Below are 25,422 nucleotides of genomic sequence, written 5' to 3'. Positions count from 1 at the left end.
TCAGTCGCCTGCTGCGGACGTGCGCGTCCGCAGCAGGCGGCGCAGCGACTCCAGCCGTGACGGCCCGGCCGCTCCGGCGTTCCCGCCCTCGACCCAGGCGTCGAGGGCGCACTCCTCCTCGTCGTGGCTGCAGCCACGCGGGCAGTCCGCCGTTCCCGGCTCGAGGTCCGGGAAGTGGTGGACGATCCGCTCGGGGTCGACGTGCGCGAGCCCGAAGGACCGGATGCCGGGGGTGTCGACGACCCATCCCACGTCGTCCGGCAGCGCGAGGGCGACCGCCGAGGTCGAGGTGTGCCGGCCGCGGCCGGTGACGTCGTTGACGACCCCGGTGGCCCGGCCCGCTGCGGGGACGAGGGCGTTGACGAGCGTGGACTTGCCGACGCCCGAGTGCCCGACGAGCACGCTCGTCCGGCCGGCGAGGGCCTCGCGGACGGCGTCGAGGCCGTCGACGCCTCCGTCGCGACGCGCGACGACGACGTGGGGGACCGACAGCGGGGCGTACTGGGCGAGGAACGGTGCCGGGTCGGTGAGGTCGGCCTTGGTGAGGACCAGGAGCGGGTCCATGTCGGCGTCGTAGGCGGCGACGAGGCACCGGTCGATGAGGCGGGGTCGTGGCTCGGGGTCGGCGAGCGCCGAGACGACGACGAGCTGGTCGGCGTTGGCGACGACGACGCGCTCGACGGGGTCGGTGTCGTCGGCGGTCCGACGCAGGACGGTGCTGCGCGGCTCCACCCGGACGATCCGCGCGAGGCTGCCGTCCGCCCCGGAGACGTCCCCGACGAGGGCGACCCGGTCGCCGACGACGATGCCCTTGCGCCCGAGCTCGCGGGCCCGCATGGCGAGGACGACGCGGGGGAGGCCGTCCTCGTCGACCAGCGTCGTGTACCGGCCGCGGTCGACGGTGACGACCCGGCCGGGGACGGCCTCGCGGTGCGCGGGGCGCTCCTTCGTGCGGGGCCGGGAGCCGCGGCGGCCCGGCCGCACGCGGACGTCGGACTCGTCGTAGTCCCGGACCGACCGCGCCATCAGACCTCGGCCGTGACCTGGGCGTCGAGCATCCGGTCCCAGAGCGTCGTGAACTCCGGCATCGTCTTGCCGACCGTCGCGACGTCCTCGACGACGACCCCCGGGACGCGCAGGCCCAGGACGGCGCCCGCCATGACCATCCGGTGGTCGGCGTAGGTGTGGAAGGTGCCTCCGCTGAGGGCGGCGGGGCGGATCCGTAGACCGTCCTCGGTCTCCTCGACCTCGGCACCGAGCGCGGACAGCTCGGCGTTCAGCGCGGCGAGGCGGTCCGTCTCGTGGCCGCGGATGTGGGCGACGCCGCGGATGACGCTGGGGGAGTCGGCGAGGGCGCAGAGCGCGGCGACGACGGGGGTGAGCTCGCTGGAGTCGTGGAGGTCGACGTCGATGCCGAGGATCTCCTCGCCGCCGGTGACCGTGAGCCCGCCGCGGTCCAGGACGACCTCGGCGCCCATCATGTCGAGGACGTCGCGGACGAAGTCGCCGCCCTGGGTCGTGTACTGCGGCCAGCCCGGGACGTGCACGCGACCCCCGGTGACGAGGGCCGCGCCGAGGAACTGGGCGGCGTTCGACAGGTCGGGCTCGACCTGGACGTCGAGGGCGTTGACCTCGCTCGGCTCGACCCGCCAGGTGTGGACGTCGCCGTCGTCGACGACGACCCCGGCGTCGCGCAGCGTCTCGACGGTCATCTCGATGTGCGGCAGGCTCGGCACGCTCTTGCCGTCGTGGTGGACGGTGACGCCCTGCTCGAAGCGGGCCCCCGACAGCAGCAGGCCGGAGACGAACTGCGAGGACGCGGACGCGTCGATCGTCACCGACCCACCGCGGACGGCTCCGGCGCCGTGGACGGTGAAGGGCAGGGCGCCGCGACCGTCGTCCTCGACCCGGACCCCGAGGCCGCGCAGGCCGTCCAGGACCGGGGCCATCGGCCGGCGGCGGGCCTCGACGTCGCCGTCGAACCGGACCGGGCCGTCGGCGAGCCCGGCGAGCGGGGGGACGAAGCGCATCACGTTGCCGGCGAGCCCGCACGCGACGTCGGTGTCACCGGTCAGCCGTGCGGGGGTGACGACCCAGTCCCCGTCGTCGACGTCCTCGACGCCGACCCCGAGGGCGCGGAGGGCGCCCGCCATGAGCATCGTGTCCCGGGAGCGCAGCGGCGCCCGCAGCCGGGACACGTCGCTCGCGAGGGCGGCCAGGACGAGGTAGCGGTTGGTCAGCGACTTGCTCCCGGGCAGCACGACCCGGGCGTCGACCGGTGCCCCGGCGGTGGGGGCGTCCCAGTCAGGAGAAGGCATGGCGGCCCTGGGCGGCCTTGAGACGTGCCTCCGTCGTCGCGGTCCGGACCGCGTGCCGGGTCTCGCGCCGGGTGGTCCGCGCGGTGCGCTGGGCGCTCTCGGAGGCCAGGTGGGCCCGGTACGCCAGCCCCGGCCGACCCTCGGTGTCGACGGCGGCGAGCAGGACCCCGCCCAGCATGCCGAGGTTCTTGAGGAACTGGATCTTCTGCATGGCCCGGGTGTCCGGGTCCTCCTCCTCCCAGAAGCGGTGGGCCGCGACGGTCGTCGGGACGAGGGTCGCGGCGAGGAGCACCGCGGAGACCCGGGGCATCTTGCCCAGGGCGAGCATCGTGCCGGCGCCGACCATGACGACCCCGTTGGCGCGCACGAGGAGCTCGGTGTCCTCGGGCAGCCGGAGCAAGGGGGCGACCTTCTCGACGACCGGCCGGGCGACGCCCGACTTGGCCGCGGGCTTCTTCAGCTGGTCCACACCCCCGACGACGAACATCGAGGCGAGCATGGGGCGGGCGATGCGGCGCACCAGGGACATCCGCTACCTCCGGGGTCGGGTTTCCTGCTGGTCAGGAGTACCCGACCTACCGTAGTGCGCGGGGGCGACGCTGCGTAGCCTGAGGCCATGTGTGGTCGCTACGCCGCGACGGCGAACCCGGACGAGCTCGTCCTCGAGTTCGAGGTCGAGCAGGACCGCACCGGCGAGCCGTCCCGCAGCGTCCTGAGGAACCCGCAGGACCCGCCGCCCGGTCGTCCCGACCACAACATGGCCCCGACGAAGCAGGCGCCCGTCGTCCTCGCCCGGCCCCCGCGGGAGGACCGGGAGGCGCCACCCGTCCGGCAGCTGCGCCTCCTCACGTGGGGGCTCGTCCCGTCCTGGTCGAAGGACCCGGGCGGGGGAGCGCGGATGATCAACGCGCGCGCCGAGACCGTCGCCGACAAGCCGGCCTACTCCCGAGCCCTCGCGGCCCGTCGCTGCGTCGTCCCGGCGCGGGGCTGGTACGAGTGGCAGGTGTCGCCGACCGCCCTCGACGCCAAGGGCAAGCCCCGGAAGCAGCCCTTCTTCACCAGCCGGGCCGACGGAGGGTCCGTGGCGATGGCCGGCCTCCACGAGTTCTGGCGCGACCCGGACGTCACCGACGCCGACGACCCGTCGGCGTGGCTCGCGACCTTCACCGTCGTGACGAGCGCCGCGGAGCCCGGACTGGACCGCATCCACGACCGGCAGCCGGTCGTCCTCGACCCCGAGGACCTCGCGACGTGGCTCGACCCCGCGGCCGGACCGCAGGACGTCCTGCCCCTGCTCGAGCCCCGCGCCCCCGGTCGCTTCACCGCCCACCCGGTGTCACGCGCGGTCAGCTCGAACCGGTCGAATGGCCCGCAGCTGCTCGAGCCCGTGCCGAAGTCCGACCTCGTCGGGGTCGTCGACCCGATGACGGGCGAGGTCCTCGGGCCGCCGTCGTGAGCGTCCTCGTCGTCCCGACCGACGTGGGGGAGGCCCGGGCGACGCTGGCCGGCCCGGCGCGCGACGCGGCCGGTCTGCTCGTCCTCGGGCACGGCGCCGGCGGCCTGCGCTGGACCGACGACGTGCTCGCCGTCCGGGACGTGGCGGTGGACCGGGGCTGGCGGGTCGCCCTCGTCGACCAGCCGTGGCGGGTGGCGGGCAAGCGGATGGGACCCGGCCCCGCCCGGCTCGACCCCGTGTGGCTCGCCGTGGTGTCGGCCCTGCCGCCGGTCCGTCCGCTCGTGGTCGGCGGACGGAGCGCGGGGGCCCGCGTGGCCTGCCGCACGGCCGCGCTCGTGGGGGCCGACGCGGTGCTCGCGCTGTCCTTCCCCCTCCACCCGCCCGGCCGACCGGAGCGGTCGCGGGCGCCGGAGCTCGCGGCGCCGTCGGCGACCGGCGTCCCCGTCCACCTGGTCCACGGGGAGCGTGACCCGTTCGGCGCCCCCGGCGAGGTGCGGGCGGCGCTCCCGGAGGGCGCCGACCTGCGGCTCGTGCCGGGGACCCACTCCCTCGAGGCGGCCGCGGCGGAGGTGGGCCGGTGCGTCGCAGCCGTGCTCGACGCCGTGGCCGCGCAGCCGCGGGCGGAATGACCGGGCGTCCGGCCGCGTTCCACCCCCGTCCGAGTCCCCGAGGGAAGGCTGCCGCCGTGTTCGTCCTGGACACCTCGCCCCCACGCACCGGCCGGTTAGGCTGGGAGGCGATGAGCACCCCCCAGACACCGCTCGAGCCCGACGTCGCGGACGCCGAGGTCGACGTCGCCACCGAGACCCCCTCCGAGCGTCAGGCCCGTTTCGAGCGCGAGGCCCTCCCGCTCCTGGACCAGCTGTACGCGGCGGCCATGCGCACCACGCGCAACCCCGCGGACGCCGAGGACCTGCTGCAGGAGACGTACGCCAAGGCCTACGCTGCCTTCCACCAGTACAAGCCCGGCACCAACCTGCGCGCGTGGATGTACCGCATCCTCACGAACACCTACATCAACACGTACCGCAAGAAGCAGCGGCAGCCGCAGCAGTCGGACAGCTCCGACGTCGAGGACTACCAGCTCGCCCGGGCCGAGTCGCACACCTCGGCCGGTCTGAAGTCGGCCGAGGCCGCGGCCCTGGAGCACCTGCCCGACACCGAGGTGACGCGGGCGCTGCAGGACCTCCCGGAGGACTTCCGCCTCGCCGTCTACCTCGCGGACGTCGAGGGATTCGCGTACAAGGAGATCGCCGAGATCATGGGAACCCCGATCGGCACCGTCATGTCGCGCCTGCACCGCGGGCGCCGGCAGCTGCGCTCCCTGCTCACCGGGTACGCCCGGGAGCGGGGTCTGGTCGGGGCGGAGGAGGAGTGATGTCCGACACCCAGCACGCAGGGCACAGCGACTGTTCCGAGGTCCTGCACCACATCTACGAGTACCTCGACGGCGAGATGAGCCCCGAGGACGTGCGCCGGGTCGCGAGCCACCTGTCCGAGTGCCGCCCGTGCCTCGCCGAGCACGACCTGGACGCCGCCGTGAAGCAGGTCGTGCGTCGCTCCTGCGTCGAGCAGGCCGCGCCGGAGAGCCTGCGGATGCAGGTCGTGCAGCGGATCACGACGGTCCGGATGACGAGCCAGGACCGTCCGTCCGGGCGCGGCTGACCCGACGACCCACGACGAAGGGCCCGGTGTGCGGTGCACACCGGGCCCTTCGTGGTCGCGGGACGACGCTCAGGCGTTGGGGCGACGGCCGTGGTTGGCCTTGTTGCCCTTGCGCGAGCGGCGCTTGCGGGCGCGCTTGCTCATGGTGACCTCCAGGTTCGGGTTCCACACGCGAGGAATCTGAATCTCGTGTGGTCGGAGTGATTGTCGCACAGTCTCCGTCATGGGACACTTCGACTACCGTGCGGCGGCCCCGGAGGACACACGCCGTGCGGCTCACCTCTGAAAGGACCACTCTCATGCGCACCATCCGTACCGCTCTCACCGTCATCGCCCTCGCCGCCACGATCGTGGCGGCACCGGCCGCGGCCCAGGCCGCGGGCAAGGGCCAGGTCGCCATCCCCACCGAGGCCAAGCTCGGCTTCGGGTGGAACGGCTGACCTGACCGGCGTCGACCGGCGCTCCGCCTCATGAGCCGGGTGGGGCGCCACAAGGAAGGGAGACCGACCCCGCGCACGGCCGCCACGGCCGTGTACATCGGGGCGGTCTCCCTTCTCGCCGTCGCCCTCCTCGCCGTCTCGCTGCCGGCGACGGAGGGTGTGCTGGGTGTCGAGCTGCTCATCCTGACCCTGCTGGGCGCGGTCCTCGTCCGGCTCGAGCAGTTCACGCTGCAGGGGAAGACCTGGGTCTCGTTGTGGAGCATCGTGCTCCTCGCGTGCTCGGTCCTCGTCGGACCGGCGGGTGCCGCCGTCGCGGGTGCGGTCATGGGGGCCCTGCAGGGCCGGGACGTCGCGCTGCGCGGTCGGATCTTCAACTGCGCCCAGGCCTCGGCCACCGGAGCCCTCGGGGGGTTCGCCTACCTCGCCGTGGGGGGACGAGCTTCCGCCGCCGGTCTCGACGGGGCGACCGCGGTGCTCTCGGACCTGGCACTGCCCATCCTCGTCGCCGACGTGGTGCAGTTCGCCGGCAACGTCCTGCTGCTCACCGGGGTCGTCGTCGTCTCCCGGACCGGGAGCATCGCCTCGGTCATCGTGCCGGTGCTCCGCAGCGCGGGGATCTCCTACCTCGGCTACGGTGCGATCGCCTTCCTGCTCGTCGTCCTGTGGCGCCCCGCCGGCCTGGGCCCCGCCGCCGCCCTCCTCGTCCTCGCACCGCTGCTCGTCGCCCAGTGGGCCTACCGGCAGCTGGCCGAGGAGCTGAGCAGCCAGCAGCGCGTCATGGACGTCCTCGTCGCGGCCGTCGAGGCCAAGGAGCCGGCCCTCACGGGTCACAGTGCCCGCGTCGCGCTGCTGGCCGCGTCCGTCGGTGATGCCATGGGTCTCGGTCCGTCGCACGTCAACGACCTCAGGATGGCGGGGATGCTCCACGACGTCGGCCGCACGAGCCTGCCGACGCGCGAGGGCCGGGTCCACACGCCCTCTGCGTCCCCCGCCGGCCCCGACCCCTACCCGGACCGGGGCGTCGCGCTGCTCCGCGACCTCCCCTTCCTCGAAGGAGCGCTTCCCGCGATCAACGACCACCGTCGGGCCGTGGAAGGAGGCGGCGAGGACCTCTCGTCCGACGCGCGGATCCTCGGCGTCGTCGACGAGTACGACCTGCTCGTCTCCGGCGCCCGGGGAGGCGCGCGGCTCACGTCCGAGGAGGCGGTGGCGTCCCTCGAGCGGATGGGTGCTCCCGCCGCCGTGCTCGACGTCCTCCGCCGCGTCGTCTCCCGGCAGGTGGGTGCCCCGTGATCGACCTCGTCGTCAGGCGGCGTGACCAGCTGTTCGCCACGCTCGTCATCGTGCTGGGAGCGGGGCTCGTCCTGTGGTCGTTCGCGGCCGACCGTGCCGACCTCGGAACCCTCGTGTCGACCCACTCGGTGACGCTCCTCGTCTTCGTCGCGGTCATCACCGCCGGCGAGCTGCTCACCCTGAGGATGCCGAGCGGCCGCGAGATCGCGCCGCTCGCGACCGCCGGAGCCCTCTCGCTGGCCGTCGTCGGCCCGGTCGCGGACCAGCCGGTCTTCGACGTCAGCCCCGGGCTCGTCGTGCTCGTCGCCGCGACGGCGTTCGTCGTCTCGGGCCTCCTGCGCGCCGCTCGCGGCCTCCCCGTCGGGGTCGCGCTCATGGCGGCCAACCTCTGCGGGGTCGCGGTGGCCGCCGTCCTCGCCCGGACCTGGCAGGTCGGCGGCCAGACGCTGTGGGAGGACCAGTCCGACCCCGCCGTGCACCAGGGCGTCGTCGCCGGCGGCATGGTCCTGGTGTCCGCGGTGGGCCTCACGCTCGGGCTCGTCCTCGTGTCCGCCGTGCGCGCCGAGCGGTTCGGCACCCCGTGGCTGTCCGCCCTGCGGGACGAGGTGTCCGAGGCCGCTCCGCTGACCCTCGCCGTCGTCGTCACCGGACCGATGGTCGCGCTCATGGCGCCGGTCATCGGGGTCCTCGCCCTCCCCGCCGCGCTCGGCCCGCTGGCCATGGCGTACACCGCGGTGCGGCAGTACGCCCGCAACCGCGCGATGAACCGCCGGCTCGTCGGGACCCTCTCCCGGCTCACCGAGGCGGGCGGCTACACCCGGCACCACCACGCCGAACGGGTCGCGGGCATCTCGGTCCGGATCGGGCGCATCCTCGGCCTCGGCGAGCGCGAGCTGCGCAGCCTCGAGTACGCCGCGCTGCTGCACGACCTCGGCCAGATCACCCTGACCGACCCCATCCCGGACGGAGCGACCGTCCTCGCGGCCCCCGCCGACCAGCGGGACATCGCGGCGGAGGGGGCCCGGATCATCCGCCAGGCCGACACCCTCGAGGACGTCGCCGCCCTCGTCGACGATCAGACGACGTCGTACCGGTTCGTGCGCGAGTTCGGTGAGCCGGTGCCGATGCCGAGCCGGATCATCAAGTGCGCGAACGCCTTCGACGACCTCACCGGCGGGTCCGACGACCCCGCGGTCGTGGCCGCGGCGATGGAGCGCATCCACCTCGGGCTCGGCTACGAGTACGACCCCGACGTCGTCGACGCGTTGACGCGCGTGGCCCAGGACGCCTCCGCGGGTCGGGTGGCCGAGCAGCGGGCCGGCGCCGGATAGAGTGCCGGGACCGCGCCCCTCCGACCCGAAGGACCCATGGACCGCCTGACCCCTGTCGTCTTCCACGACAACTGGGGGTCCCATGAGGCCATCGCGGCGCTCCAGGGCAGGCCGTGCCCGACCCCCGAGCGGGAGTCCGAGCTGTGGATGGGGGCGCACGAGTCCGGCCCGGCCGGGACGGACCGCCCGGGGGCCCCGCACCTCGCCGACGTCGTCGCCGCCGACCCGCACGGCGAGCTCGGCGCGGACTGCGTGGCCCGGCACGGCGAGCGGCTGCCCTTCCTCCTCAAGGTCCTCGCGCCCGGTCGGGCGATCTCCATCCAGGTCCACCCCACGGCGGAGCAGGCCCGCGAGCTGCGGCGCACGACGGGGGACGAGGTCTACGTCGACGACTCCGCCAAGCCCGAGCTGCTCCTGGCCGTCGAGCCGTTCGAGGTCTTCGTCGGGATGCGGGGGATCGACGCCGTCCGCGAGACGGCGCGGCGGCTCCGGGTCGACTCCTTCGACGCCCTCGTCGGCGCCGTCGAGGGCGCGGACGACCCGCCCCACGCGCTCCTCGAGGCCGTCCTCGCGACCCGCGACGAGGCCTCCGCAGCCCTCGTCCGGGAGGTCGTCGACGCGTGCGCACGGGTCGCGGCCGAGGGTCCGGACGACGAGACCGCCGACCTCGCCGCGGCGGTCGTCGAGGTGGCGCGGGCCCACCCGGACGACATCGGGCTCGTCGTCCTGCTGCTCATGCACCACCGGGTGCTGGCCCCCGGCGAGTACGTCGACGTCGCCGCGGGCGTGCTGCACTCCTACGTCGGGGGCGTCGGGATCGAGGTCCTCGCCAACTCCGACAACGTCGTGCGGGTGGGGCTGACCTCGAAGGAGGTCAACGTCCCCGAGCTGCTGCGGATCGTGGACCCTCGGGCGAACGGCGTGGCCGGACGGGGGCGCCCCGTCGCCGAGGGCGTCGAGGTGTTCGACACCGCCTCCGACTGCTTCCTCCTGCACCGCGTGCGGCCCGGCCGCGACCTGCCGTCGGTCCCCGGTCCGCGGCTCGCCTTCTGCCTGCGCGGTGACGTCCGGCTCGACTCCACGACGGGGAGCCTGCGGCTGCGGGACGCCGAGTCGGTCTTCCTCCCGGCCGGCGAGGGCCCGGTGCGCCTCGACGGCGACGGCGAGGTCTACGTCGTCACCCTCCCCGGCGGCGCCTGACCCTCGTCGGGAGCGCCCGAGCGACGACGACGGCGGGCACCCCCGTCCGGGGATGCCCGCCGTCGCGGTGCGGGGCCTGGTCAGCCCTTCTTGGTCTCCCAGAAGATCGTCGAGATCTCCTCGATCTTCGCGAGGAGCTCGTCGGCCTTGGCCTCGTCGAACTCACCCTTCGTGCCGGCCGCGCCCGCGAGCTTCGTCGCCTCGTTGACGAGGACGTGCAGCTGCGGGTACTTCTCGAAGTGCGGGGGCTTGAAGTAGTCGGTCCACAGCACCCAGAGGTGGTGCTTGACGAGCTCGGAGCGCTGCTCCTTGATGATCGTCGCGCGGGTGCGGAAGTCCGGGTCGTCGTTGTCGGCGACCTTCTGGCAGATCATCTTGACGGACTCGGCCTCGATGCGGGCCTGGGCGGGGTCGTAGACGCCGCACGGGAGGTCGCAGTGGGCCGAGACGTCGGTGATGCGGAACGGGGACAGCATGTGTCACTCCTCGGAATGTGTGGGGACGCGCGGTCACCACTCAACCTACCCCAGGGGACGCCGGACCAATCCGAGTACCACGGCCCGGACCGCGGAGCGGGGGACGGACCCGACGTCGAAGGACGTGACGCCCTCCCCGGGGTTGTCGGTGTCGAGCCACCAGCGCGTCGGGTCGTCCGGGTCCGGTCCGGTCACCCGCTTGACGGCGAGCGGCCGGGGGCGGCCGTGGGCGTCGGGCGGGAGGTCGACGACGTGCGCGCGGCCGGGCCTTGGGGCGAGCCCACGCAGCACGAGGAGGACGTCCCCCTCCCGGTAGGTGGGCAGCATCGAGCGGCCGCGGACCCGGACGAGGGCAGGGACGATCACGGGCCCGATCCTGCCAGCGGAGCGACGCGGGTCACACCGCGAGGCCGCTACGGCCGGCGAGGGGGTGTGCCATGATGACGGCTCCGCCGGACACCCCCGGCGCGCGAGCACCCGGGACGCACCCGTTGCCCGGACCGCCACCCCCACCCTCCTGCACGCCGTCGTCCGCGTGCGTGCTCCCGCGTCCCCTCCCGAGGAGATCATCGTGTCCGCGTCCCCCGTGCTGCCGTCCTTCGACCCCGAGAGCCCGGTGTTCCGCGCTCACGAGGGCGGGAAGCTGGGGGTACACGCGACGCAGCGGCTGGCGGACCGGTCGGACCTCTCGCTCCTGTACACCCCCGGCGTCGCCGAGGTCTCGCTCGCCGTCGCGGCCGACCCGTCGCTGGCGTCCCGGTACACCGCCCGGGGCAACACCGTCGCCGTCGTGAGCGACGGAACGGCCGTCCTCGGGCTCGGCGACATCGGCCCGCTCGGCGCGCTGCCGGTCATGGAGGGCAAGGCCGTCCTGTTCAAGCACTTCGGCGGGGTCGACGCCGTCCCCGTCGTCATGGAGACCGGCACCGTCGACGAGATCGTCGAGGCGGTCGCCCGCATCGCACCGTCGTACGGCGGGATCAACCTCGAGGACATCTCGGCGCCCCGGTGCTTCGAGATCGAGCAGCGGCTCGTCGAGCGTCTCGACATCCCGGTCTTCCACGACGACCAGCACGGCACCGCCGTCGTCGTCCTCGCCGGCCTCCACAACGCCGTGACCGTCCTCGGCCGGCGGCTCGAGGCGCTGCGGGTCGTCGTCGCCGGCGCCGGGGCCGCCGGCGTCGCCGTCACCCGGCTGCTCCAGAGGGCCGGCGTGCGCGACGTCGTCGTCTGCGACTCCCGAGGCGTCGTGTCGACCGGTCGGGCGGACCTGCCCGGCCACAAGCGGCAGCTCGCGATGTCGACGAACCCGCGCGGGATCACCGGCTCGCTCGGCGACGCCCTCGTCGGCGCCGACTGCTACATCGGCGTCTCGGGCGGGGTCGTGCCCGAGGAGCAGGTGGCCTCGATGGCGCCCGACGGCATCGTCTTCGCGCTCGCCAACCCGACGCCCGAGGTGCATCCGGACGTCGCCCACCGGCACGCGGCCGTCGTCGCGACCGGACGCTCGGACTTCCCGAACCAGATCAACAACGTGCTCGCCTTCCCGGGGATCTTCCGCGGGGCGCTGGACGCCGGTGCCACCCGGATCACGGAGGCGATGAAGCTGGCGGCGGCGCGGGCCATCGCCGACGTCGTCACCGAGCCGGCGGCCGACCGGGTCGTGCCGTCGGTCTTCGACCCCGGCGTCGCGGAGGCGGTCGCGGGAGCGGTGCGTGCCCTGGCGCCGACGGGGCCGCGTCGCACCGGGGGAGCCGCCGCGGGGTGACCTACGCTGGTGGGGCGATGAGCGCCGCCGACCCCGCACCGACGCCACGGCGGACCCGCCTGCTCACGGTGTGCACCGGCAACATCTGTCGGTCGCCGTACGCGGCCGCCCTGCTCGGCGAGGGCCTGGAGTGGGCCCGACCGGGTGCCTTCGAGGTCTCCAGCGCCGGCACCAACGCCCTCGTCGGCCGCCCCACGGACGAGGGATCACGACGGCTGCTCGACGAGCGCGGGGTCCGCTCGGGCCGGGTGCCGGCGCGGATGCTCTCCTCCCGAACCGTCGACCGGCAGTCCGTCGTGCTCGTCATGGACGGCGAGCACCGCTCCCACGTGCTCGACGAGGCGCCCGACGCCGACCGGCGCACGCTCGGGCTGCTCGACCTCGCGGCCGGCCTCGTCGCCGTCGGACGGCAGTTCGTCTGGGCCGACCTGCTCGCCGACGTCGGGGCGAAGGAGGTGCACGCCCGCTGGCGGGCACTGCCGGCGCTCCTGTGGTCGCTGGGGGAGGTTCCCGTCGAGGTCACCCCGGTCGGCGACCCGTACGGCCGGGGGCCGGAGGCCTTCGAGCGGATGGCGGCGCTCGTCGACCCGGCCGTCCGCACGATCGTGCGCTGGGAGGCTCAGTTCTCCCGCTGAGCGAGGGAGCCGGTCCACGTCCGATAGGCGTCCCACGTGGGGAGCAGCCCCTGGTCGCGGGCCTCCGCGAGGCTGGGCGCGACCGCGTCCTTGGCTGACAGCAACGGCTCGACGTCCTGCGGCCAGGTGATCCCGAGTGCTGGGTCGAGGGGGTGGACGCCGTGCTCACGCCCCGGCGCGTACGTCGCCGTGCACAGGTACATGACGGTCGAGCCGTCCTCGAGGGCGAGGAAGGCGTGGCCGAGGCCCTCGGCGACGTAGATCGCCCGGCGGTCCGTCGTGTCGAGGAGTACGGAGTCCCACTGCCCGAAGGTGGGCGACCCGACCCGCAGGTCGACGACGACGTCGAGGACGGACCCGGCGAGGGCCGTGACGAACTTGCCCTGCCCGGGCGGGACCTCCGCGAAGTGCAGGCCGCGCAGGGTGCCGCGCGAGGAGACCGACACGTTGCTCTGGACGATGTCGGGGCGGTGGCCGAGGTGCTCGGCGAGCCGGTCGCCGCGGAAGGACTCGAGGAAGACGCCCCGGTCGTCCGGGAACTGCCGGGGGGTGATCGCCAGGGCGCCGTCGACGGCGAGGGGGGTGATGTCCATCAGCGCGCCCGTCCGCGAGCCAGGCACATCGCGAGGTACTCGCCGTAGCCGGACTTCACGAGCGAGTCGGCGAGGGTCGCGAAGTGCTCGTCGTCGATCCAGCCGTTGCGCCAGGCGACCTCCTCGACGCAGCCGATCTTGTACGCCTGCCGGGCCTCGACGACGTGGACGAACTGGCTCGCGTCCATGAGCCCCTCGAAGGTGCCGGTGTCGAGCCAGGCGGTGCCGCGCGGCAGGACGGTGACGGTGAGGTCGCCGCGGCGGAGGTAGGCGTCGTTGACGGCGGTGATCTCGAGCTCGCCGCGGTCGCTCGGAGTGAGGGTGCGGGCGATCTCGAGGACGTCGTTGTCGTAGAAGTACAGGCCGGGGACGGCGAAGGAGGACTTCGGGTCCTCGGGCTTCTCCTCGATCGACAGGACGGTCCCGTCGTCGGCGAACTCGACGACGCCGTACGCCGTCGGGTCGCTCACGTGGTACGCGAAGACGTGGCCGCCGCGCACGTCGCGGAGCTTCTGCAGCGCCGTGCCGAGCCCGGTCCCGTGGAAGATGTTGTCCCCGAGGACGAGGGCGACGGTGTCGTCGCCGACGAAGTCCGCCCCGATGACGAAGGCCTGCGCCAGGCCCTCCGGCCGCGGCTGCACGGCGTACTCGAGCGAGATGCCCCACTGCGAGCCGTCCCCGAGCAGCCGGGTGAACTGGTCGGCGTCCTCCGGCGTCGTGATGACGAGGATCTCCCGGATGCCCGCCATCATGAGGGTCGACAAGGGGTAGTAGACCATCGGCTTGTCGTAGACGGGCATGAGCTGCTTCGAGATGCCCTTGGTGATGGGGTGCAGGCGTGTCCCGCTGCCGCCGGCGAGGATGATGCCCTTCATGGGCGCCGAGCCTAACGGTGTCCTCCGCCCGTCCGACGCACGTAGCCTGGGCCCATGCGCGTTCTCGTCACCGGCGGTGCCGGGTTCATCGGCAGCAACTTCGTCCGGCAGACCCTCGAGACCCGTCCGGGGGCGGACGTCACCGTGCTCGACGCCCTCACGTACGCCGGGTCGACGACCTCGCTCGACGGCGTGCTCGACGCTGTGCAGTTCGTCGAGGGCGACGTCGCCGACGCCGAGCTCGTCGGCCCGCTCGTCGCCGAGTCCGACGTCGTCGTCCACTTCGCGGCCGAGTCGCACAACGACAACTCGCTCGCCGACCCGAGCCCGTTCGTGCGGACCAACCTCGTCGGCACCTTCACCCTCCTGGAGGCGGTCCGCGCCTCGGGTGTCCGGTACCACCACGTCTCGACCGACGAGGTCTACGGCGACCTCGCGCTCGAGGACCCGAAGAAGTTCACCGAGGACACCCCCTACGCCCCGAGCTCGCCGTACTCGGCCTCCAAGGCCGGGTCGGACCACCTCGTGCGGGCCTGGGTCCGCTCGTTCGGGCTGCGCGCGACGCTGTCGAACTGCTCGAACAACTACGGGCCCCGCCAGCACGTCGAGAAGTTCATCCCCCGCCAGGTGACGAACGTCATCGACGGGGTCCGCCCCAAGCTGTACGGCGACGGGCTCAACGTCCGCGACTGGATCCACGTCGAGGACCACAACGCGGCGGTGTGGACGATCATCGACGAGGGACGCGCCGGCGAGACCTACCTCATCGGCGCCGACGGTGAGATGAACAACCGCGACGTCGTGCGGCTCGTCCTCGAGCTCATGGGCGAGGACCCCGACGCGTATGACCACGTCACCGACCGCGCCGGTCACGACCGCCGCTACGCCATCGAGTCCGGCAAGCTGCGCGAGGAGCTCGGCTGGACGCCGCGGTTCGAGACCTTCCGCGACGGGCTCGCCGCGACGATCGACTGGTACCGCGAGAACGAGGCCTGGTGGCGCCCGCAGAAGGAGGCCACCGAGGCCAAGTACGCGCTGAGCCAGCAGGTCGTGGGGCACTGATGGCGCGCTGGCTCGTCGTCGGCGCCGCCGGCATGCTCGGCACCGACCTCGTCGCGGTCCTGCGCGACCGTGGCCACGAGGTGACGGGGGCCGACCTGCCCGAGGTCGACATCCTCGACCCGCGCTCGTGCGCGGCGGCCGTCGCCGGCCACGACGTCGTGGTCAACTGCGCCGCGTACACCGCGGTCGACGCGGCCGAGGACGACGAGGCCACCGCCTTCGCGGTCAACGCCGCCGGGGCCGCGACGCTGGCCCGGGCCGTCGCCGCCGAGGGCGCCTCCCTCGTCCAGGTGTCGACGGACTACGTCGTCGCCGGGGACGGCGCCGAGCCGTGGCCGGCCGACGCGGCGGTCGCCCCTGCCTCCGCCTACGGGCGGACGAAGGCCGCGGGGGAGTGGGCCGTGCGGGCGGAGTGCCCGCGGTCCTGGGTCGTGCGGACCGCGTGGCTCTACGGCGCGCACGGTCCGAGCATCCCGGCGACGGTCGCCCGCCTCGCCGCGGACCGCGAGACCTTCGGCTTCGTCGCCGACCAGGTGGGACAGCCGACGTGGACCGTCGACCTCGCCGAGGGCATCGCCCGGGTCGTCGAGGCAGGGGCCCCGTTCGGCATCTGGCACGGGACGAACGCGGGGGAGACGTCGTGGCACGGCCTGGCGCGCGCGGTCCTCGAGGAGATCGGGGCCGACCCCGACCGGGTCCAGCCGGTGACGACGGAGGAGTTCCCCCGGCCCGCGCCGCGCCCCTCCTACAGCGTGCTCGCGCACGACATGTGGGCGGCCCACGGGCTCGATCCGCTGCCGGACTGGCGTGACGCACTGCACCGTGCCGCGCCGGTGCTCTTCGGCGACCGCGCCACGGCGGGCTGACCCGGGCCGTGGGTGCGTGCGTTGCGGCGGCTTGATGGTGCTCCGGCCGCCACGGCCGCACCACGGTGACGCAGGCAGACGGTCACGGGACTGCCCATGACGCCCAGCACCCGGGTGCCCTGGTCCCCGAGGGGCGGGCTTCATCGGCAGTCTCATCGTGCTGTGGCGCCGTCCACAGGCGGTGGATCCGCCCGTCGTGGTCCACAGGTGGAGCATCCCGGGGTATGAAGGGGGTGGGGATGACCGCGACGCTGTGGCGATGGACCGAGGCCCGGACGAGCCGGAGCGGGCGCTGCACTCCGCGGACGGGGTCGCGACGCGAGCCGGGCTGCGGCAGCAGGGAGTCAGCGACGACCGCATCCGCTGGGCCGTGAGCCGTCGCCGGTGGCAGCTGGTGCTGCCGGGTGTCGTGCTGCTGAGCCCCTCCCCGCCGACCCGACGTCAGCAGCTCGTCGCCGCGACGCTGCTCGGCGGCCGCGGTGCCGTGGTCGCGGGTCCATCGGCCGCCCGCTTCCACGGCGTCCGCGGCATCCCGGGCACCGGAACCGTCCACGTCCGCACCCCACGGACGAGACGACGACGGCGCCACGCGTTCGCCGACATCCGCCCCACCTGGCTCGAGGACGATGGCATCGTCCACGGAGAGCTGGTGTCCTTCAGCAGCGTGGCCAGGTCCGTCGTCGACGCCGCCGTCTGGTCTCCCTCCCAGGAGGACGCGACGGCCTGGACGATCGAGGCGGTGCAGCGTGACCTCGTCACCCTGGCGGATCTGGAGTCCTGGGTGCACCGGCTCAACCGGCGATGGGGTCGGCGGGCCAGGGAGGCTCTGAGGGTGGCGGAGTCGGGCGCGTGGTCGCTCCCCGAGGCCGAGCTGCTGTCGCTCCTCGGTCGGTCGCGGCTCCTTCCCGAGCCGTGGCCGAACCCGCCGTTGGTCGACGCACTCGGCGCCGCCCTCGTCACGCCGGACGCCTGGTTCGACGACGTGGCGCTGGCCGTCATGATGCACTCTCGCCAGTTCCACGACGGCAGGGGGCGTTTCGACGCCACCGTCGTCGACGACGGTGAGCTCAGCTCACGGGGCGTCGTCGTCGTCGGCGTGACACCGGCCTCGATGCGGGCCGATCCGCCGTCGGTCCTCGACCGGGTCGAGCGTGCGTACCGCTGGGCGGCCTCACGGCCGAGGCCGGATGTGCGGGCCGCGCGTCGGACGGGCCTGCGCAGCACGACAGGGGACGCTCCGTGAGGCTGCGGATCGGGGGTGCGGGCACCGGGGAGCCAGGCTTCATGAACCGTCTCACGCAAGCAGACATTCCCGTGGTGGCCGTGGGTAGGGTCGGAGGATGCTCGCCGCCTACGCCGCCGCCCAGTCCGCCGACGACCCGCTGTCCGGCCTCGAGGTGGGGGAGCGGCCCGACCCCGAGCACCGCGAGGGCTGGACGACCGTCCGCCTGCGCACGGCCGCCCTGAACCACCACGACGTGTGGTCGTTGCGCGGGGTGGGCCTGCCGGCCGACCGGCTGCCGATGGTCCTCGGTTGCGACGGGGCCGGGGTCACCGAGGACGGCGACGAGGTGCTCGTCCACGCCGTCGTCCCCTCGCCCGGCTGGAGCGGTGACGAGACCCTCGACCCGCGCCGCAGCCTGCTGTCCGAGGTCCACGACGGCACCCTCGCCGAGGTCGTCGCCGTCCCGGCCGCCAACGTCGTCCCGAAGCCCGAGGGCCTGTCCTGGGAGCACGCGGCGTGCCTGCCGACGGCCTGGCTCACCGCCTACCGCATGCTCTTCACGAACGCCGCGGTCCGCCCGGGGGACACCGTCCTCGTCCAGGGCGCGGCGGGCGGCGTCGCCACGGCCGCGGTGCAGCTCGGGTCGGCCGCCGGGCTGCGGATGTGGGTGACGAGCCGCGACGAGGCCAAGGGCGAGCAGGCCGTGGCGCTGGGCGCCGACCGGGCGTTCGGCTCGGGCGAGCGGCTGCCCGAGCGGGTCGACGCCGTCCTCGAGACGGTCGGTGCCGCGACGTGGTCGCACAGCATCAACAGCCTGCGTCCCGGAGGCACCGTCGTCATCTCCGGTGCGACGTCCGGCGACGCCCCGAGCAAGGCCGAGCTGACGAAGATCTTCTTCAAGCAGCTGCGGGTGCTCGGGTCGACGATGGGCACCCGCTCCGAGCTCGAGGCGCTCGCCCGGTTCGTCGTCGGCGCGGGGATCGAGCCGCTCGTCGACTCCGTCATGCCGCTCGCCGAGGCCCGGGACGGCTTCGCTCGGATGGTCGACGGCCGGGTCACCGGGAAGGTCGTCTTCACCGTCTCCTGACCCTGGAGCGGCCGTCAGGGAGGGTTCCTGGGGTCCTAGCGGGAGCGAGCACCCCGGTTCGGCCGCCAGGGAGGGTTCCTGGGGTCGTATCCGGGGTGAACACCCCGGTTCCGCGGCCAGGAAGCCTTCCTGGTGTCGCGGCGGGTGCCGTGAGGACGGGTCGTCGGCGGGTGGTCGGGAGAACGGGGAGTGGGACCGGCGGTCAGCCGATCTGGAGCCACTCGTTCCAGCCGTTGTGCAACACGAGCCAGGCGATGAGCCCGTAGCCGGCCTGCCCCGGGTGGTGCGGCACCGACGACGCCGCGAGGTCGGTGCGCCACTGGTCGTGGTCCTTGAGCGGGCCGAAGCAGTTGACGAACGGGATGCCCCGACGGGAGCAGACGTCGGCCTGGGCCTCGACGAGGATCTCGAGCCGCCCGTTGTACTCCGGGTCGTCGGTGGGCGGCGGGCTGACGACGAACGTGCCGACGCCCTGGCTCGCGGCGTCGTCGAGGAGGTTGGCGAGGTTGAGCCGGTGCCGGGCGAGCGAGACGCCGGTCGCGATGTCGTCCATCCCGACGGACACGACGAGCCGGCGCTCGGACCGGCCGGACCAGCGGCGCGGCACCTCGTCGGTCCACCGCTCGAGCAGGTCGGCGGTCGTGTCGCCGCGGACGCCGAGGTTGTACGCGGTCAGCTGCAGGTCCGGGTGCTGGGTGCGCCCGACGACGCGGGTCACCCAGCCCTGGCCCTTGGGGTCGCCGACACCGGCGACCAGCGACGCGCCGAGGAAGACGAGGGCGAGGTCCCGCGGACCGTCGGGGACCACGGCGGCCTCCGCGCTGGGCCGGAACTCGATGGCGGCCCCGCCGCCCTGCTCGTCAGCCATGTCCTCGCTCACTCGTCGTCGTCCTCGTCGTCGTCCAGGCGGGCGAGCCACGTCGCCAGCCGTTCCACCGGGGTCTCGAACTCCGGGTGGACGTCGACGAACGCCTGCAGCTGCTCGGCCAGCCAGTCGAAGGTGACCTCCTCGTCCCCTCGACGAGCCTGGAGCTCCTCGATCCCGCGGTCGGTGAAGTACACGCCGGCGAGCCTACCGGCGTGCCTCGCTCACCTGTCGAAGGCGCGGGCGACGATGTCGGCCTGCTCCGCCGCGTGCTGCTTCGTCGACCCGGCGGCCGGCGAGGCGGACTTGGCGCGGCACACGACCCGGATCGGACGGGTCTCGCCGTACTCGGCGAGCGCCTCCGGCAGGTTGAGCGCGAGGAAGGGCCAGGCGCCCATGTTCTGCGGCTCGTCCTGCACGACGACGACCTCGGCGTCCGGGTACTGCTTCAGCTGCCGGGCCAGGGCCGCACCGGGGACCGGGTAGTACTGCTCGAGCCGCAGGACCGCCGTCGAGGTGTCCTCCCGCTTGGCGCGCTCGGCCTCGAGGTCGTAGACGACCTTCCCGGCGGCGATCAGCACCCTGCTGACCCCGTCGGTCGTGCCGCGGTCGGGCAGGACGGGCTGGAAGGTGCCGGTCGTGAAGTCCTCGGGGGCGCTCGCGGCGGCCTTGAGGCGCAGCATCGACTTCGGGGTGAAGACGATGAGCGGCCGGCGCGGGCGGGCGTAGGCCTGGCGGCGCAGCAGGTGGAAGTACGACGCGGGGGTCGACGGGTACGCGACCGTCATGTTGCCCTCGGCGCACATCGTGAGGAAGCGCTCGATCCGGCCCGAGGAGTGGTCCGGGCCCTGGCCCTCGTAGCCGTGCGGCAGGAGGAGGACGACGGAGGAGCGCTGCCCCCACTTCTGCTCGCCGCTGGAGATGAACTCGTCGACGATCGTCTGCGCCCCGTTGAAGAAGTCGCCGAACTGCGCCTCCCACAGGACGAGGGCGTCCGGCCGCTCGACGGAGTAGCCGTACTCGAAGCCCATCGCCGCGAACTCCGACAGCAGCGAGTCGTAGACCCAGAACCGGGCCTGCCCGCCGCCGAGGTAGAGCAGCGGGGTCCACTCCGACGCGTTCTCCTTGTCGATGAGCACCGCGTGCCGCGAGACGAACGTCCCGCGGCGGCTGTCCTGGCCGGCGAGCCGGACCGGGGTGCCCTCCATGAGGAGGGAGCCGAAGGCGAGGAGCTCGCCGGTGCCCCAGTCGATGCCGCCGTCGCGGGTGCTCGCGGCGCGCTTGTCGAGCATCTGCTTGAGCTTCGGGTGGATCGTGAAGCCGGCCGGCGGCGTCGCGAAGGACTTCCCGATGTGCTCGAGCGTCTCGGTCGTGATCGCCGTGTCGTCCGCGGAGTGCTCGGTGTGGTCGGCCTCCGGGGACTGCGCGGCCGGCGGCTCGAGACCGCCGCCCTGCGAGTCGGCCTCCTTGAGGGCCTCCTTCGTCTCGACGAAGACCCGCTCGAGCTGCTGCTGGTAGTCGCGCAGCGCCGCCTCGGCGTCCTCGACGGTGATGTCGCCGCGCCCGATGAGGGACTCGGTGTAGAGCTTGCGGACGCTGCGCTTGGCCTCGATGAGGTTGTACATGAGCGGCTGCGTCATCGACGGGTCGTCGCCCTCGTTGTGCCCGCGCCGGCGGTAGCAGACGAGGTCGATGACGACGTCCTTGTGGAACTCCTTGCGGAACTCGTAGGCGAGCTCGGCGACCCGGACGCAGGCCTCGGGGTCGTCCCCGTTGACGTGGAAGATCGGCGCCTGGATCATCCGGGCGACGTCGGTCGAGTACGTCGAGGAGCGCGAGCTGCTCGGCGAGGTCGTGAAGCCGACCTGGTTGTTGATGACGACGTGCACGGTGCCGCCGGTGCGGTACCCGCGCAGCTGGGACAGGTTGAGCGTCTCGGCGACGACCCCCTGCCCGGCGAACGCGGCGTCGCCGTGCAGGAGCACGGGCAGCACGGTGAAGTCCTCGCCGGCGAGGTTGAGCCGGTCCTGCTTGGCCCGCACGATGCCCTCGAGCACCGGGTTGACGGCCTCGAGATGGCTCGGGTTCGCCGCGAGGTAGACCTTCGTCGTGGCGCCGGACTCGGCGGTGAACTCGCCCTCGGTGCCGAGGTGGTACTTGACGTCGCCGGAGCCCTGGACCGACCGCGGGTCCTGCTTGCCCTCGAACTCGCGGAAGATCTGGCCGTAGGACTTCCCGGCGATGTTCGCGAGGACGTTGAGGCGGCCGCGGTGCGGCATGCCGACGCAGACCTCGTCGAGGGAGTCCTCGGCGGCGCGCGAGAGCACCCGGTCGAGCAGCGCGATGACGGACTCGCCGCCCTCGAGGGAGAAGCGCTTCTGCCCGACGAACTTCGTCTGGAGGAAGGTCTCGAACGCCTCGGCCGCGTTGAGCCGCCGGACGATGCGCAGGGCCTCCTCGCGGGTGGAGCGGTTGTACGGCCGCTCGATCTTCTCCTGGATCCAGCGCCGCTGCTCCGGGTCCTGGATGTGCATGTACTCGACGCCGACGGTGCGGCAGTACGAGTCGCGCAGGATGCCGAGGATCTTGCGGAGCTTGAGGAACGGCGCCCCGCCGAACCCGCCGGTCGCGAAGTCGCGGTCGAGGTCCCAGAGGGTGAGCCCGTGGTTCGTGATGTCGAGGTCGGGGTGCCGCCGCTGCTTGTACTCCAGCGGGTCGGTGTCGGCCATGAGGTGGCCGCGGACCCGGTAGGCGTGGATGAGCTCCTGGACCCGGGCGACCTTGTTGATGTCCTCGTCGTGGCTCGCGGAGACGTCCTGCACCCAGCGGATCGGCTCGTAGGGGATCCGCAGGCTCTCGAAGATCTCGTCGTAGAAGCCGTCCTCGCCGAGGAGCAGGCCGTGGACGATGCGCAGGAAGTCGCCGGACTGGGCGCCCTGGATGATCCGGTGGTCGTAGGTGCTCGTCAGCGTCATGATCTTGCTGACGGCGTTGCGCTGGCGGGTCTCGTCGCTCGCGCCCTGCCACTCGGCCGGGTAGTCCATCGCGCCGACGCCGATGATCGTGCCCTGGCCGGCCATGAGCCGCGGCACCGAGTGGACGGTGCCGATCGTCCCGGGGTTCGTCAGCGAGATCGTCGTCCCGGCGAAGTCCTCGACGGTGAGCTTGCCGCCGCGGGCCTTCTTGACGACCTCCTCGTAGGCGGTCCAGAAGTGGGCGAAGTCCATCGTCTCGGCGGCCTTGATCGACGGCACGAGGAGCTGGCGGGTGCCGTCGGGCTTCGCGATGTCGATGGCGAGGCCGAAGTTGACGTGCGCCGGGGTGACGAGGACCGGCTTGCCCTTCTCGTCGTGGGAGAAGCCGTTGTTCATCGCCGGCATCGCGCCGAGGGCCTTGACGATGGCGTAGCCGATGATGTGGGTGAAGCTCACCTTGCCGCCGCGGCTGCGGGCCAGGTGGTTGTTGATGACGATGCGGTTGTCGACGAGCAGCTTGGCCGGGACGGCCCGCACCGACGTCGCCGTGGGGACCTCGAGGGAGGCCTCCATGTTCGTCACGACCCGGGCGCCGGCCCCGCGGATCGGCTGCTCGCGGGACTCCTCGAGCGGGCCGGTGCGCTTCTGGGTCTGCGGCTCGCGCGGGGTGGGGGAGGAGGACTTCTCCTCGCTCTGCGTGGCGGTCTCCTGCTTCGCGCTCTCCTGCTTCGCGCTCTCCTTCGTCGCGGTGTCCGGCGCTGCCGTCTCCTTCTTCGCCGTCTCCTGCTTCGCGCTCTCCTTGGCCGACGCGTCGTCCTTCGCCGACTCCTTGCCGGGCCCGGCGGAGTCCTCTCCGGTGGCGGGCGCGGCGGAGGAGGTGCCCTGCGCCTTCTCGGGCGCCGGACTCTGCTGCGCGCCGGCCTTCCGCTCGGGGGCGGGGGCCTTCTGCTCCGCGCCGCCCGAGGCGGAGGAGTGCGAGCCGGAGGTGCCGTTCGTCGACCCGTTGCCCGAGCCGCTGCCTCCGGAGCCACTCCGTGCGGCGCCGGCCTCGGGGTCGTAGTCCTCGAAGAACTCCCACCAGGCCTTGTCGACGCTGTGCTTGTCCCTCTTGTACTGCTCGTACAGCTCGTCGACGAGCCATTCGTTGGGGCCGAAGGCTGTCAGGGGATCGCTGGACGGGGACTGCTCGGCCACGGGCTATGCGCCTCTTTCTCGGCTGGTCTCGGTGGCGGGAAACGACCAGTCCAGCCTATTACCTCGCCCGTGTCCATGAGCGGGCGCACGCCGAGTGGTCTCGAACACGCGGCGACCGGCGCGAGGGCCGCGCCGGTCGCCGGTGGTCTCCGGTGGTCGAGAGCCGTCAGCCGATGTCGCTGCGCAGGGTCCGGACCGTCCCGACGCCCGCGAGGACGGCGGCGTACGCCGCGAGGACGAGGGCCGAGACCCACCAGCTGAGCGGCTCGGCGGCGGTGGGCGTCTGCTGCGTCACCCCGCCGACGATCGCGTTCGTCGCCGACTGGGGCAGCAGCGCGACGACGTGGTCGCGGCCGAACTCCCAGAAGGTGAGCGCGAACGTCGCGAGGGGCTCGACGATCCACACGACACCGATCGAGATGAGCAGTCCCGCGACCTGGTTCGGGATGAGAATGCCGATGCCGAGGCCGATGAGCGCCCACAGCCCGAGCACGAGGAGGCTGAGCGCCAGCGCGCGGAGCACCTCGGCGTCCGGGAAAGGGTCGGCGCCGCGCAGGCTCAGCACGGTCGCACCCGCGGCGACGGAGCCCAGCAGCGAGACGACGCCGTACACCGCCCCGATGAGCAGCAGCGCGACGACCTTGGCGCCCATGACGCGGCCGCGCCGGGGGATCGCGAGGAAGGTGCCGGTGATCGTCTTGTGGCGGTACTCGGACCCGATCTGGAGGATGCCGATGACGAGGCTCAGGGTGAGCCCGATCGTGATGCCGCCGGTGTACACGCTGTTGGCGACCTGGGTCGGGGAGCCGGTCGGCTGCCCGGCGGCGACGGCCTCGGGCGACGCCTCGAGGGTGAGGACGATCGCGAGGATGACCGCGAAGCCGGCCCCGGCGAGGAACATGGCGGCGCCGATGCCCCACCAGAGCCGGGTGCTGAAGAACTTGCGGAGCTCGGAGCGGACGGCGGGGATCACGAGGACACCTCCTCGGCGCTCGCGGCGCCGGGATCCTGGTCGGGGGCGGGCTGGTGGGGGACCTGCTGGTCGGCGGCGGACTGCGCGCCCTCGTTGCGGTTCGTGCCCTCGGTGAGCGAGAAGTACAGCTGCTCGAGGTCGGTGCTGCGCGGCTCGAGGCCGTAGACCGGCAGGCCGGCCCGCAGGGCGACGTCGCCGACGAGCCGCAGGTCGGTCGTCTCGGCGACGAGGGTGTCCGGCTCCTCCCCGGGGCTGCTCGTGACGTCGGCGACGCGCAGCGCCCCGGCGAGCGCCTCGGCGTCGGAGGTGCGCACGAGCGCACCGGCGGTGCCGCGCAGGTCGGCCATCGTCCCGGCCTGGACGAGTCGGCCGTTGGCGATGATGACGACGTCGTCGACGGTCGCCTCGACCTCGCGCAGGAGGTGGCTGGAGACGAGGATCGTCTTGCCCTCGTCGCTGAGCCGGCGCAGGAACCCGCGCAGCCACCGGATGCCCTCGGGGTCCAGACCGTTCGTCGGCTCGTCGAGGACGAGGACCTGCGGGTCGCCGAGCAGCGCGGCGGCGAGGCCGAGCCGCTGGCGCATCCCCATGCTGTAGGCCCCGGCCCGCTTGCGCGCCGCGGCGGGGATGCCGGTGAGCTCGAGGAGCTCGTCGACCCGGGCCGTCGGGATGGACGCGGCGTCGGCGAGCACCCGGAGGTGGTCGCGGCCGCTGCGGCCGGGGTGGAAGTTCGTCGCCTCGAGGGCGGCGCCGACCGTCGACAGCGGGCGCTCGAGCTCGCCGTAGCGGTAGCCCCCGATCGTCGCGTAGCCGGACGTCGGCCGGACGAGGCCGAGGACCATCCGCAGCGTCGTCGTCTTGCCCGCCCCGTTCGGCCCGAGGAAGCCGGTGATCCGTCCGGGCTCGACGTCGAAGCTCAGGTCCTCGACGGCGGAGAAGCCGCGGAAGCGCTTCGTGAGGCCGGCGATCTCGATCCGGCCGCCGGTCGGTGCTGTCGCGGTCATGCGTGTGCCCCTGGTGTCATGCCTCGATCCTGGCAGCCTCACCCGGCGTGGGGGTCAACCCCCCGGTGGATCCGGGGCTCCCCCGTCGGGGGGAGCCCCCGGCGTCGGGAGCGGGGCGGCG

Annotated in this window: 27 protein-coding genes; 14 read left to right on the top strand and 13 right to left on the bottom strand. The window is 73.4% G+C overall.

Annotated elements, in window-relative coordinates:
- The 3 genes from rsgA to KC207_RS10840 are packed head-to-tail and all read right to left on the bottom strand — an operon-like array spanning position 1 to position 2,847.
- The gene (gene rsgA, locus KC207_RS10850; protein WP_211603046.1) at positions 1-1,026 is read right to left on the bottom strand and encodes a ribosome small subunit-dependent GTPase A; all 1,026 of its coding nucleotides are present in this window, start codon (positions 1,024-1,026) and stop codon (positions 1-3) included.
- A complete protein-coding gene (gene aroA / locus KC207_RS10845; RefSeq protein ID WP_211603045.1) occupies positions 1,026-2,318 on the bottom strand; it encodes a 3-phosphoshikimate 1-carboxyvinyltransferase in 1,293 nt (430 codons plus the stop codon). Before aroA ends, rsgA begins: the two co-directional genes overlap by 1 nt.
- Entirely contained in the window at positions 2,305-2,847 is a 543-nt protein-coding gene (locus KC207_RS10840; protein ID WP_249138691.1) for a DoxX family protein, read from the bottom strand. Before KC207_RS10840 ends, aroA begins: the two co-directional genes overlap by 14 nt.
- 87 nt (positions 2,848-2,934) lie before the next feature.
- Between KC207_RS10840 and KC207_RS10835 the strand changes: the two genes are divergently transcribed.
- The 4 genes from KC207_RS10835 to rsrA all read left to right on the top strand — a co-directional run bounded on the left by KC207_RS10835 (position 2,935) and on the right by rsrA (position 5,439).
- Positions 2,935-3,774, top strand: a complete 840-nt coding sequence (locus KC207_RS10835; protein ID WP_211603044.1) for an SOS response-associated peptidase — start codon at positions 2,935-2,937, stop codon at positions 3,772-3,774.
- On the top strand, positions 3,771-4,403 hold the full coding sequence (locus KC207_RS10830; RefSeq protein ID WP_211603043.1) for an alpha/beta hydrolase family protein: 633 nt from the start codon (positions 3,771-3,773) through the stop codon (positions 4,401-4,403). The genes KC207_RS10835 and KC207_RS10830 overlap by 4 nt, the downstream gene beginning before the upstream one ends.
- Positions 4,404-4,513: 110 nt before the next feature.
- Positions 4,514-5,152, top strand: coding sequence for a sigma-70 family RNA polymerase sigma factor (locus KC207_RS10825; RefSeq protein WP_211603042.1), 639 nt, complete (start codon positions 4,514-4,516; stop codon positions 5,150-5,152).
- A complete protein-coding gene (gene rsrA / locus KC207_RS10820) occupies positions 5,152-5,439 on the top strand; it encodes a mycothiol system anti-sigma-R factor (protein WP_211603041.1) in 288 nt (95 codons plus the stop codon). Before KC207_RS10825 ends, rsrA begins: the two co-directional genes overlap by 1 nt.
- Positions 5,440-5,508: 69 nt before the next feature.
- On the opposite strand, the gene KC207_RS17145 is transcribed toward rsrA, so the two are convergent.
- Positions 5,509-5,583, bottom strand: coding sequence for a 50S ribosomal protein bL37 (locus KC207_RS17145; RefSeq protein ID WP_373868496.1), 75 nt, complete (start codon positions 5,581-5,583; stop codon positions 5,509-5,511).
- A 155-nt stretch (positions 5,584-5,738) separates the two neighbouring features.
- Here KC207_RS17145 and KC207_RS10815 point away from each other — a divergent pair, with 155 nt between their 5' ends.
- The 4 genes from KC207_RS10815 to manA are packed head-to-tail and all read left to right on the top strand — an operon-like array spanning position 5,739 to position 9,703.
- Positions 5,739-5,879 (top strand): hypothetical protein, encoded by a 141-nt coding sequence (locus tag KC207_RS10815; RefSeq protein WP_211603040.1) that lies wholly within the window; start codon positions 5,739-5,741, stop codon positions 5,877-5,879.
- 30 nt (positions 5,880-5,909) lie between these two features.
- Entirely contained in the window at positions 5,910-7,172 is a 1,263-nt protein-coding gene (locus KC207_RS10810) for an HD-GYP domain-containing protein (protein ID WP_211603039.1), read from the top strand.
- Positions 7,169-8,503: an HD-GYP domain-containing protein gene (locus KC207_RS10805; protein ID WP_211603038.1), complete on the top strand. Its 1,335-nt coding sequence runs from the start codon at positions 7,169-7,171 to the stop codon at positions 8,501-8,503. Before KC207_RS10810 ends, KC207_RS10805 begins: the two co-directional genes overlap by 4 nt.
- Positions 8,504-8,539: 36 nt before the next feature.
- Positions 8,540-9,703: a mannose-6-phosphate isomerase, class I gene (gene manA / locus KC207_RS10800; RefSeq protein ID WP_211603037.1), complete on the top strand. Its 1,164-nt coding sequence runs from the start codon at positions 8,540-8,542 to the stop codon at positions 9,701-9,703.
- Between the two features lie 80 nt (positions 9,704-9,783).
- On the opposite strand, the gene sodN is transcribed toward manA, so the two are convergent.
- Complete coding sequence (gene sodN / locus KC207_RS10795) at positions 9,784-10,179, bottom strand: superoxide dismutase, Ni (protein WP_211603036.1); 396 nt, start codon at positions 10,177-10,179, stop codon at positions 9,784-9,786.
- Positions 10,180-10,224: 45 nt separating this feature from the next.
- Positions 10,225-10,545, bottom strand: coding sequence for a S24 family peptidase (locus KC207_RS10790; RefSeq protein WP_211603035.1), 321 nt, complete (start codon positions 10,543-10,545; stop codon positions 10,225-10,227).
- A gap of 205 nt (positions 10,546-10,750) precedes the next feature.
- On the opposite strand from KC207_RS10790, the gene KC207_RS10785 reads away from it, so the two are divergent.
- Both KC207_RS10785 and KC207_RS10780 read left to right on the top strand, forming a co-directional pair.
- Entirely contained in the window at positions 10,751-11,947 is a 1,197-nt protein-coding gene (locus tag KC207_RS10785; RefSeq protein ID WP_211603034.1) for an NAD(P)-dependent malic enzyme, read from the top strand.
- Positions 11,948-11,964: 17 nt separating this feature from the next.
- The gene (locus tag KC207_RS10780; RefSeq protein ID WP_211603033.1) at positions 11,965-12,582 is read left to right on the top strand and encodes an arsenate reductase/protein-tyrosine-phosphatase family protein; all 618 of its coding nucleotides are present in this window, start codon (positions 11,965-11,967) and stop codon (positions 12,580-12,582) included.
- Here the strand turns inward: KC207_RS10780 and rfbC are convergent.
- Positions 12,567-13,175, bottom strand: coding sequence for a dTDP-4-dehydrorhamnose 3,5-epimerase (gene rfbC, locus KC207_RS10775; protein WP_211603032.1), 609 nt, complete (start codon positions 13,173-13,175; stop codon positions 12,567-12,569). The genes KC207_RS10780 and rfbC overlap by 16 nt on opposite strands.
- Entirely contained in the window at positions 13,175-14,050 is an 876-nt protein-coding gene (rfbA, locus tag KC207_RS10770; RefSeq protein ID WP_211603031.1) for a glucose-1-phosphate thymidylyltransferase RfbA, read from the bottom strand. Before rfbA ends, rfbC begins: the two co-directional genes overlap by 1 nt.
- 54 nt (positions 14,051-14,104) lie before the next feature.
- Between rfbA and rfbB the strand changes: the two genes are divergently transcribed.
- The 4 genes from rfbB to KC207_RS10750 all read left to right on the top strand — a co-directional run bounded on the left by rfbB (position 14,105) and on the right by KC207_RS10750 (position 18,290).
- Positions 14,105-15,112, top strand: coding sequence for a dTDP-glucose 4,6-dehydratase (gene rfbB, locus KC207_RS10765; RefSeq protein ID WP_211603030.1), 1,008 nt, complete (start codon positions 14,105-14,107; stop codon positions 15,110-15,112).
- On the top strand, positions 15,112-15,978 hold the full coding sequence (rfbD, locus tag KC207_RS10760; RefSeq protein WP_211603029.1) for a dTDP-4-dehydrorhamnose reductase: 867 nt from the start codon (positions 15,112-15,114) through the stop codon (positions 15,976-15,978). Before rfbB ends, rfbD begins: the two co-directional genes overlap by 1 nt.
- Before the next feature lie 259 nt (positions 15,979-16,237).
- A complete protein-coding gene (locus KC207_RS10755; RefSeq protein ID WP_211603028.1) occupies positions 16,238-17,221 on the top strand; it encodes a hypothetical protein in 984 nt (327 codons plus the stop codon).
- Positions 17,222-17,318: 97 nt separating this feature from the next.
- On the top strand, positions 17,319-18,290 hold the full coding sequence (locus KC207_RS10750) for a zinc-binding dehydrogenase (RefSeq protein WP_211603027.1): 972 nt from the start codon (positions 17,319-17,321) through the stop codon (positions 18,288-18,290).
- Positions 18,291-18,492: 202 nt separating this feature from the next.
- On the opposite strand, the gene KC207_RS10745 is transcribed toward KC207_RS10750, so the two are convergent.
- From KC207_RS10745 to KC207_RS10725, 5 genes are all read right to left on the bottom strand, one after another.
- Positions 18,493-19,158 (bottom strand): GDSL-type esterase/lipase family protein, encoded by a 666-nt coding sequence (locus KC207_RS10745; protein WP_211603026.1) that lies wholly within the window; start codon positions 19,156-19,158, stop codon positions 18,493-18,495.
- A gap of 8 nt (positions 19,159-19,166) precedes the next feature.
- Positions 19,167-19,352 (bottom strand): DUF6104 family protein, encoded by a 186-nt coding sequence (locus KC207_RS10740; RefSeq protein ID WP_211603025.1) that lies wholly within the window; start codon positions 19,350-19,352, stop codon positions 19,167-19,169.
- A 27-nt stretch (positions 19,353-19,379) separates the two neighbouring features.
- A complete protein-coding gene (locus tag KC207_RS10735; protein WP_211603024.1) occupies positions 19,380-23,324 on the bottom strand; it encodes a multifunctional oxoglutarate decarboxylase/oxoglutarate dehydrogenase thiamine pyrophosphate-binding subunit/dihydrolipoyllysine-residue succinyltransferase subunit in 3,945 nt (1,314 codons plus the stop codon).
- A 166-nt stretch (positions 23,325-23,490) separates the two neighbouring features.
- Positions 23,491-24,297, bottom strand: a complete 807-nt coding sequence (locus KC207_RS10730; RefSeq protein WP_211603023.1) for an ABC transporter permease subunit — start codon at positions 24,295-24,297, stop codon at positions 23,491-23,493.
- Entirely contained in the window at positions 24,294-25,301 is a 1,008-nt protein-coding gene (locus KC207_RS10725; protein ID WP_211603022.1) for an ABC transporter ATP-binding protein, read from the bottom strand. Before KC207_RS10725 ends, KC207_RS10730 begins: the two co-directional genes overlap by 4 nt.
- Positions 25,302-25,422: the final 121 nt, after the last annotated feature.

Origin of the sequence: Phycicoccus avicenniae, from assembly GCF_018139485.1 — a bacterium.
In the GTDB taxonomy this organism is placed as follows: domain Bacteria; phylum Actinomycetota; class Actinomycetes; order Actinomycetales; family Dermatophilaceae; genus Phycicoccus; species Phycicoccus avicenniae.
Note: the sequence above shows the minus strand (reverse complement) of the source record. Positions and strands in the feature narration are given on the sequence as shown.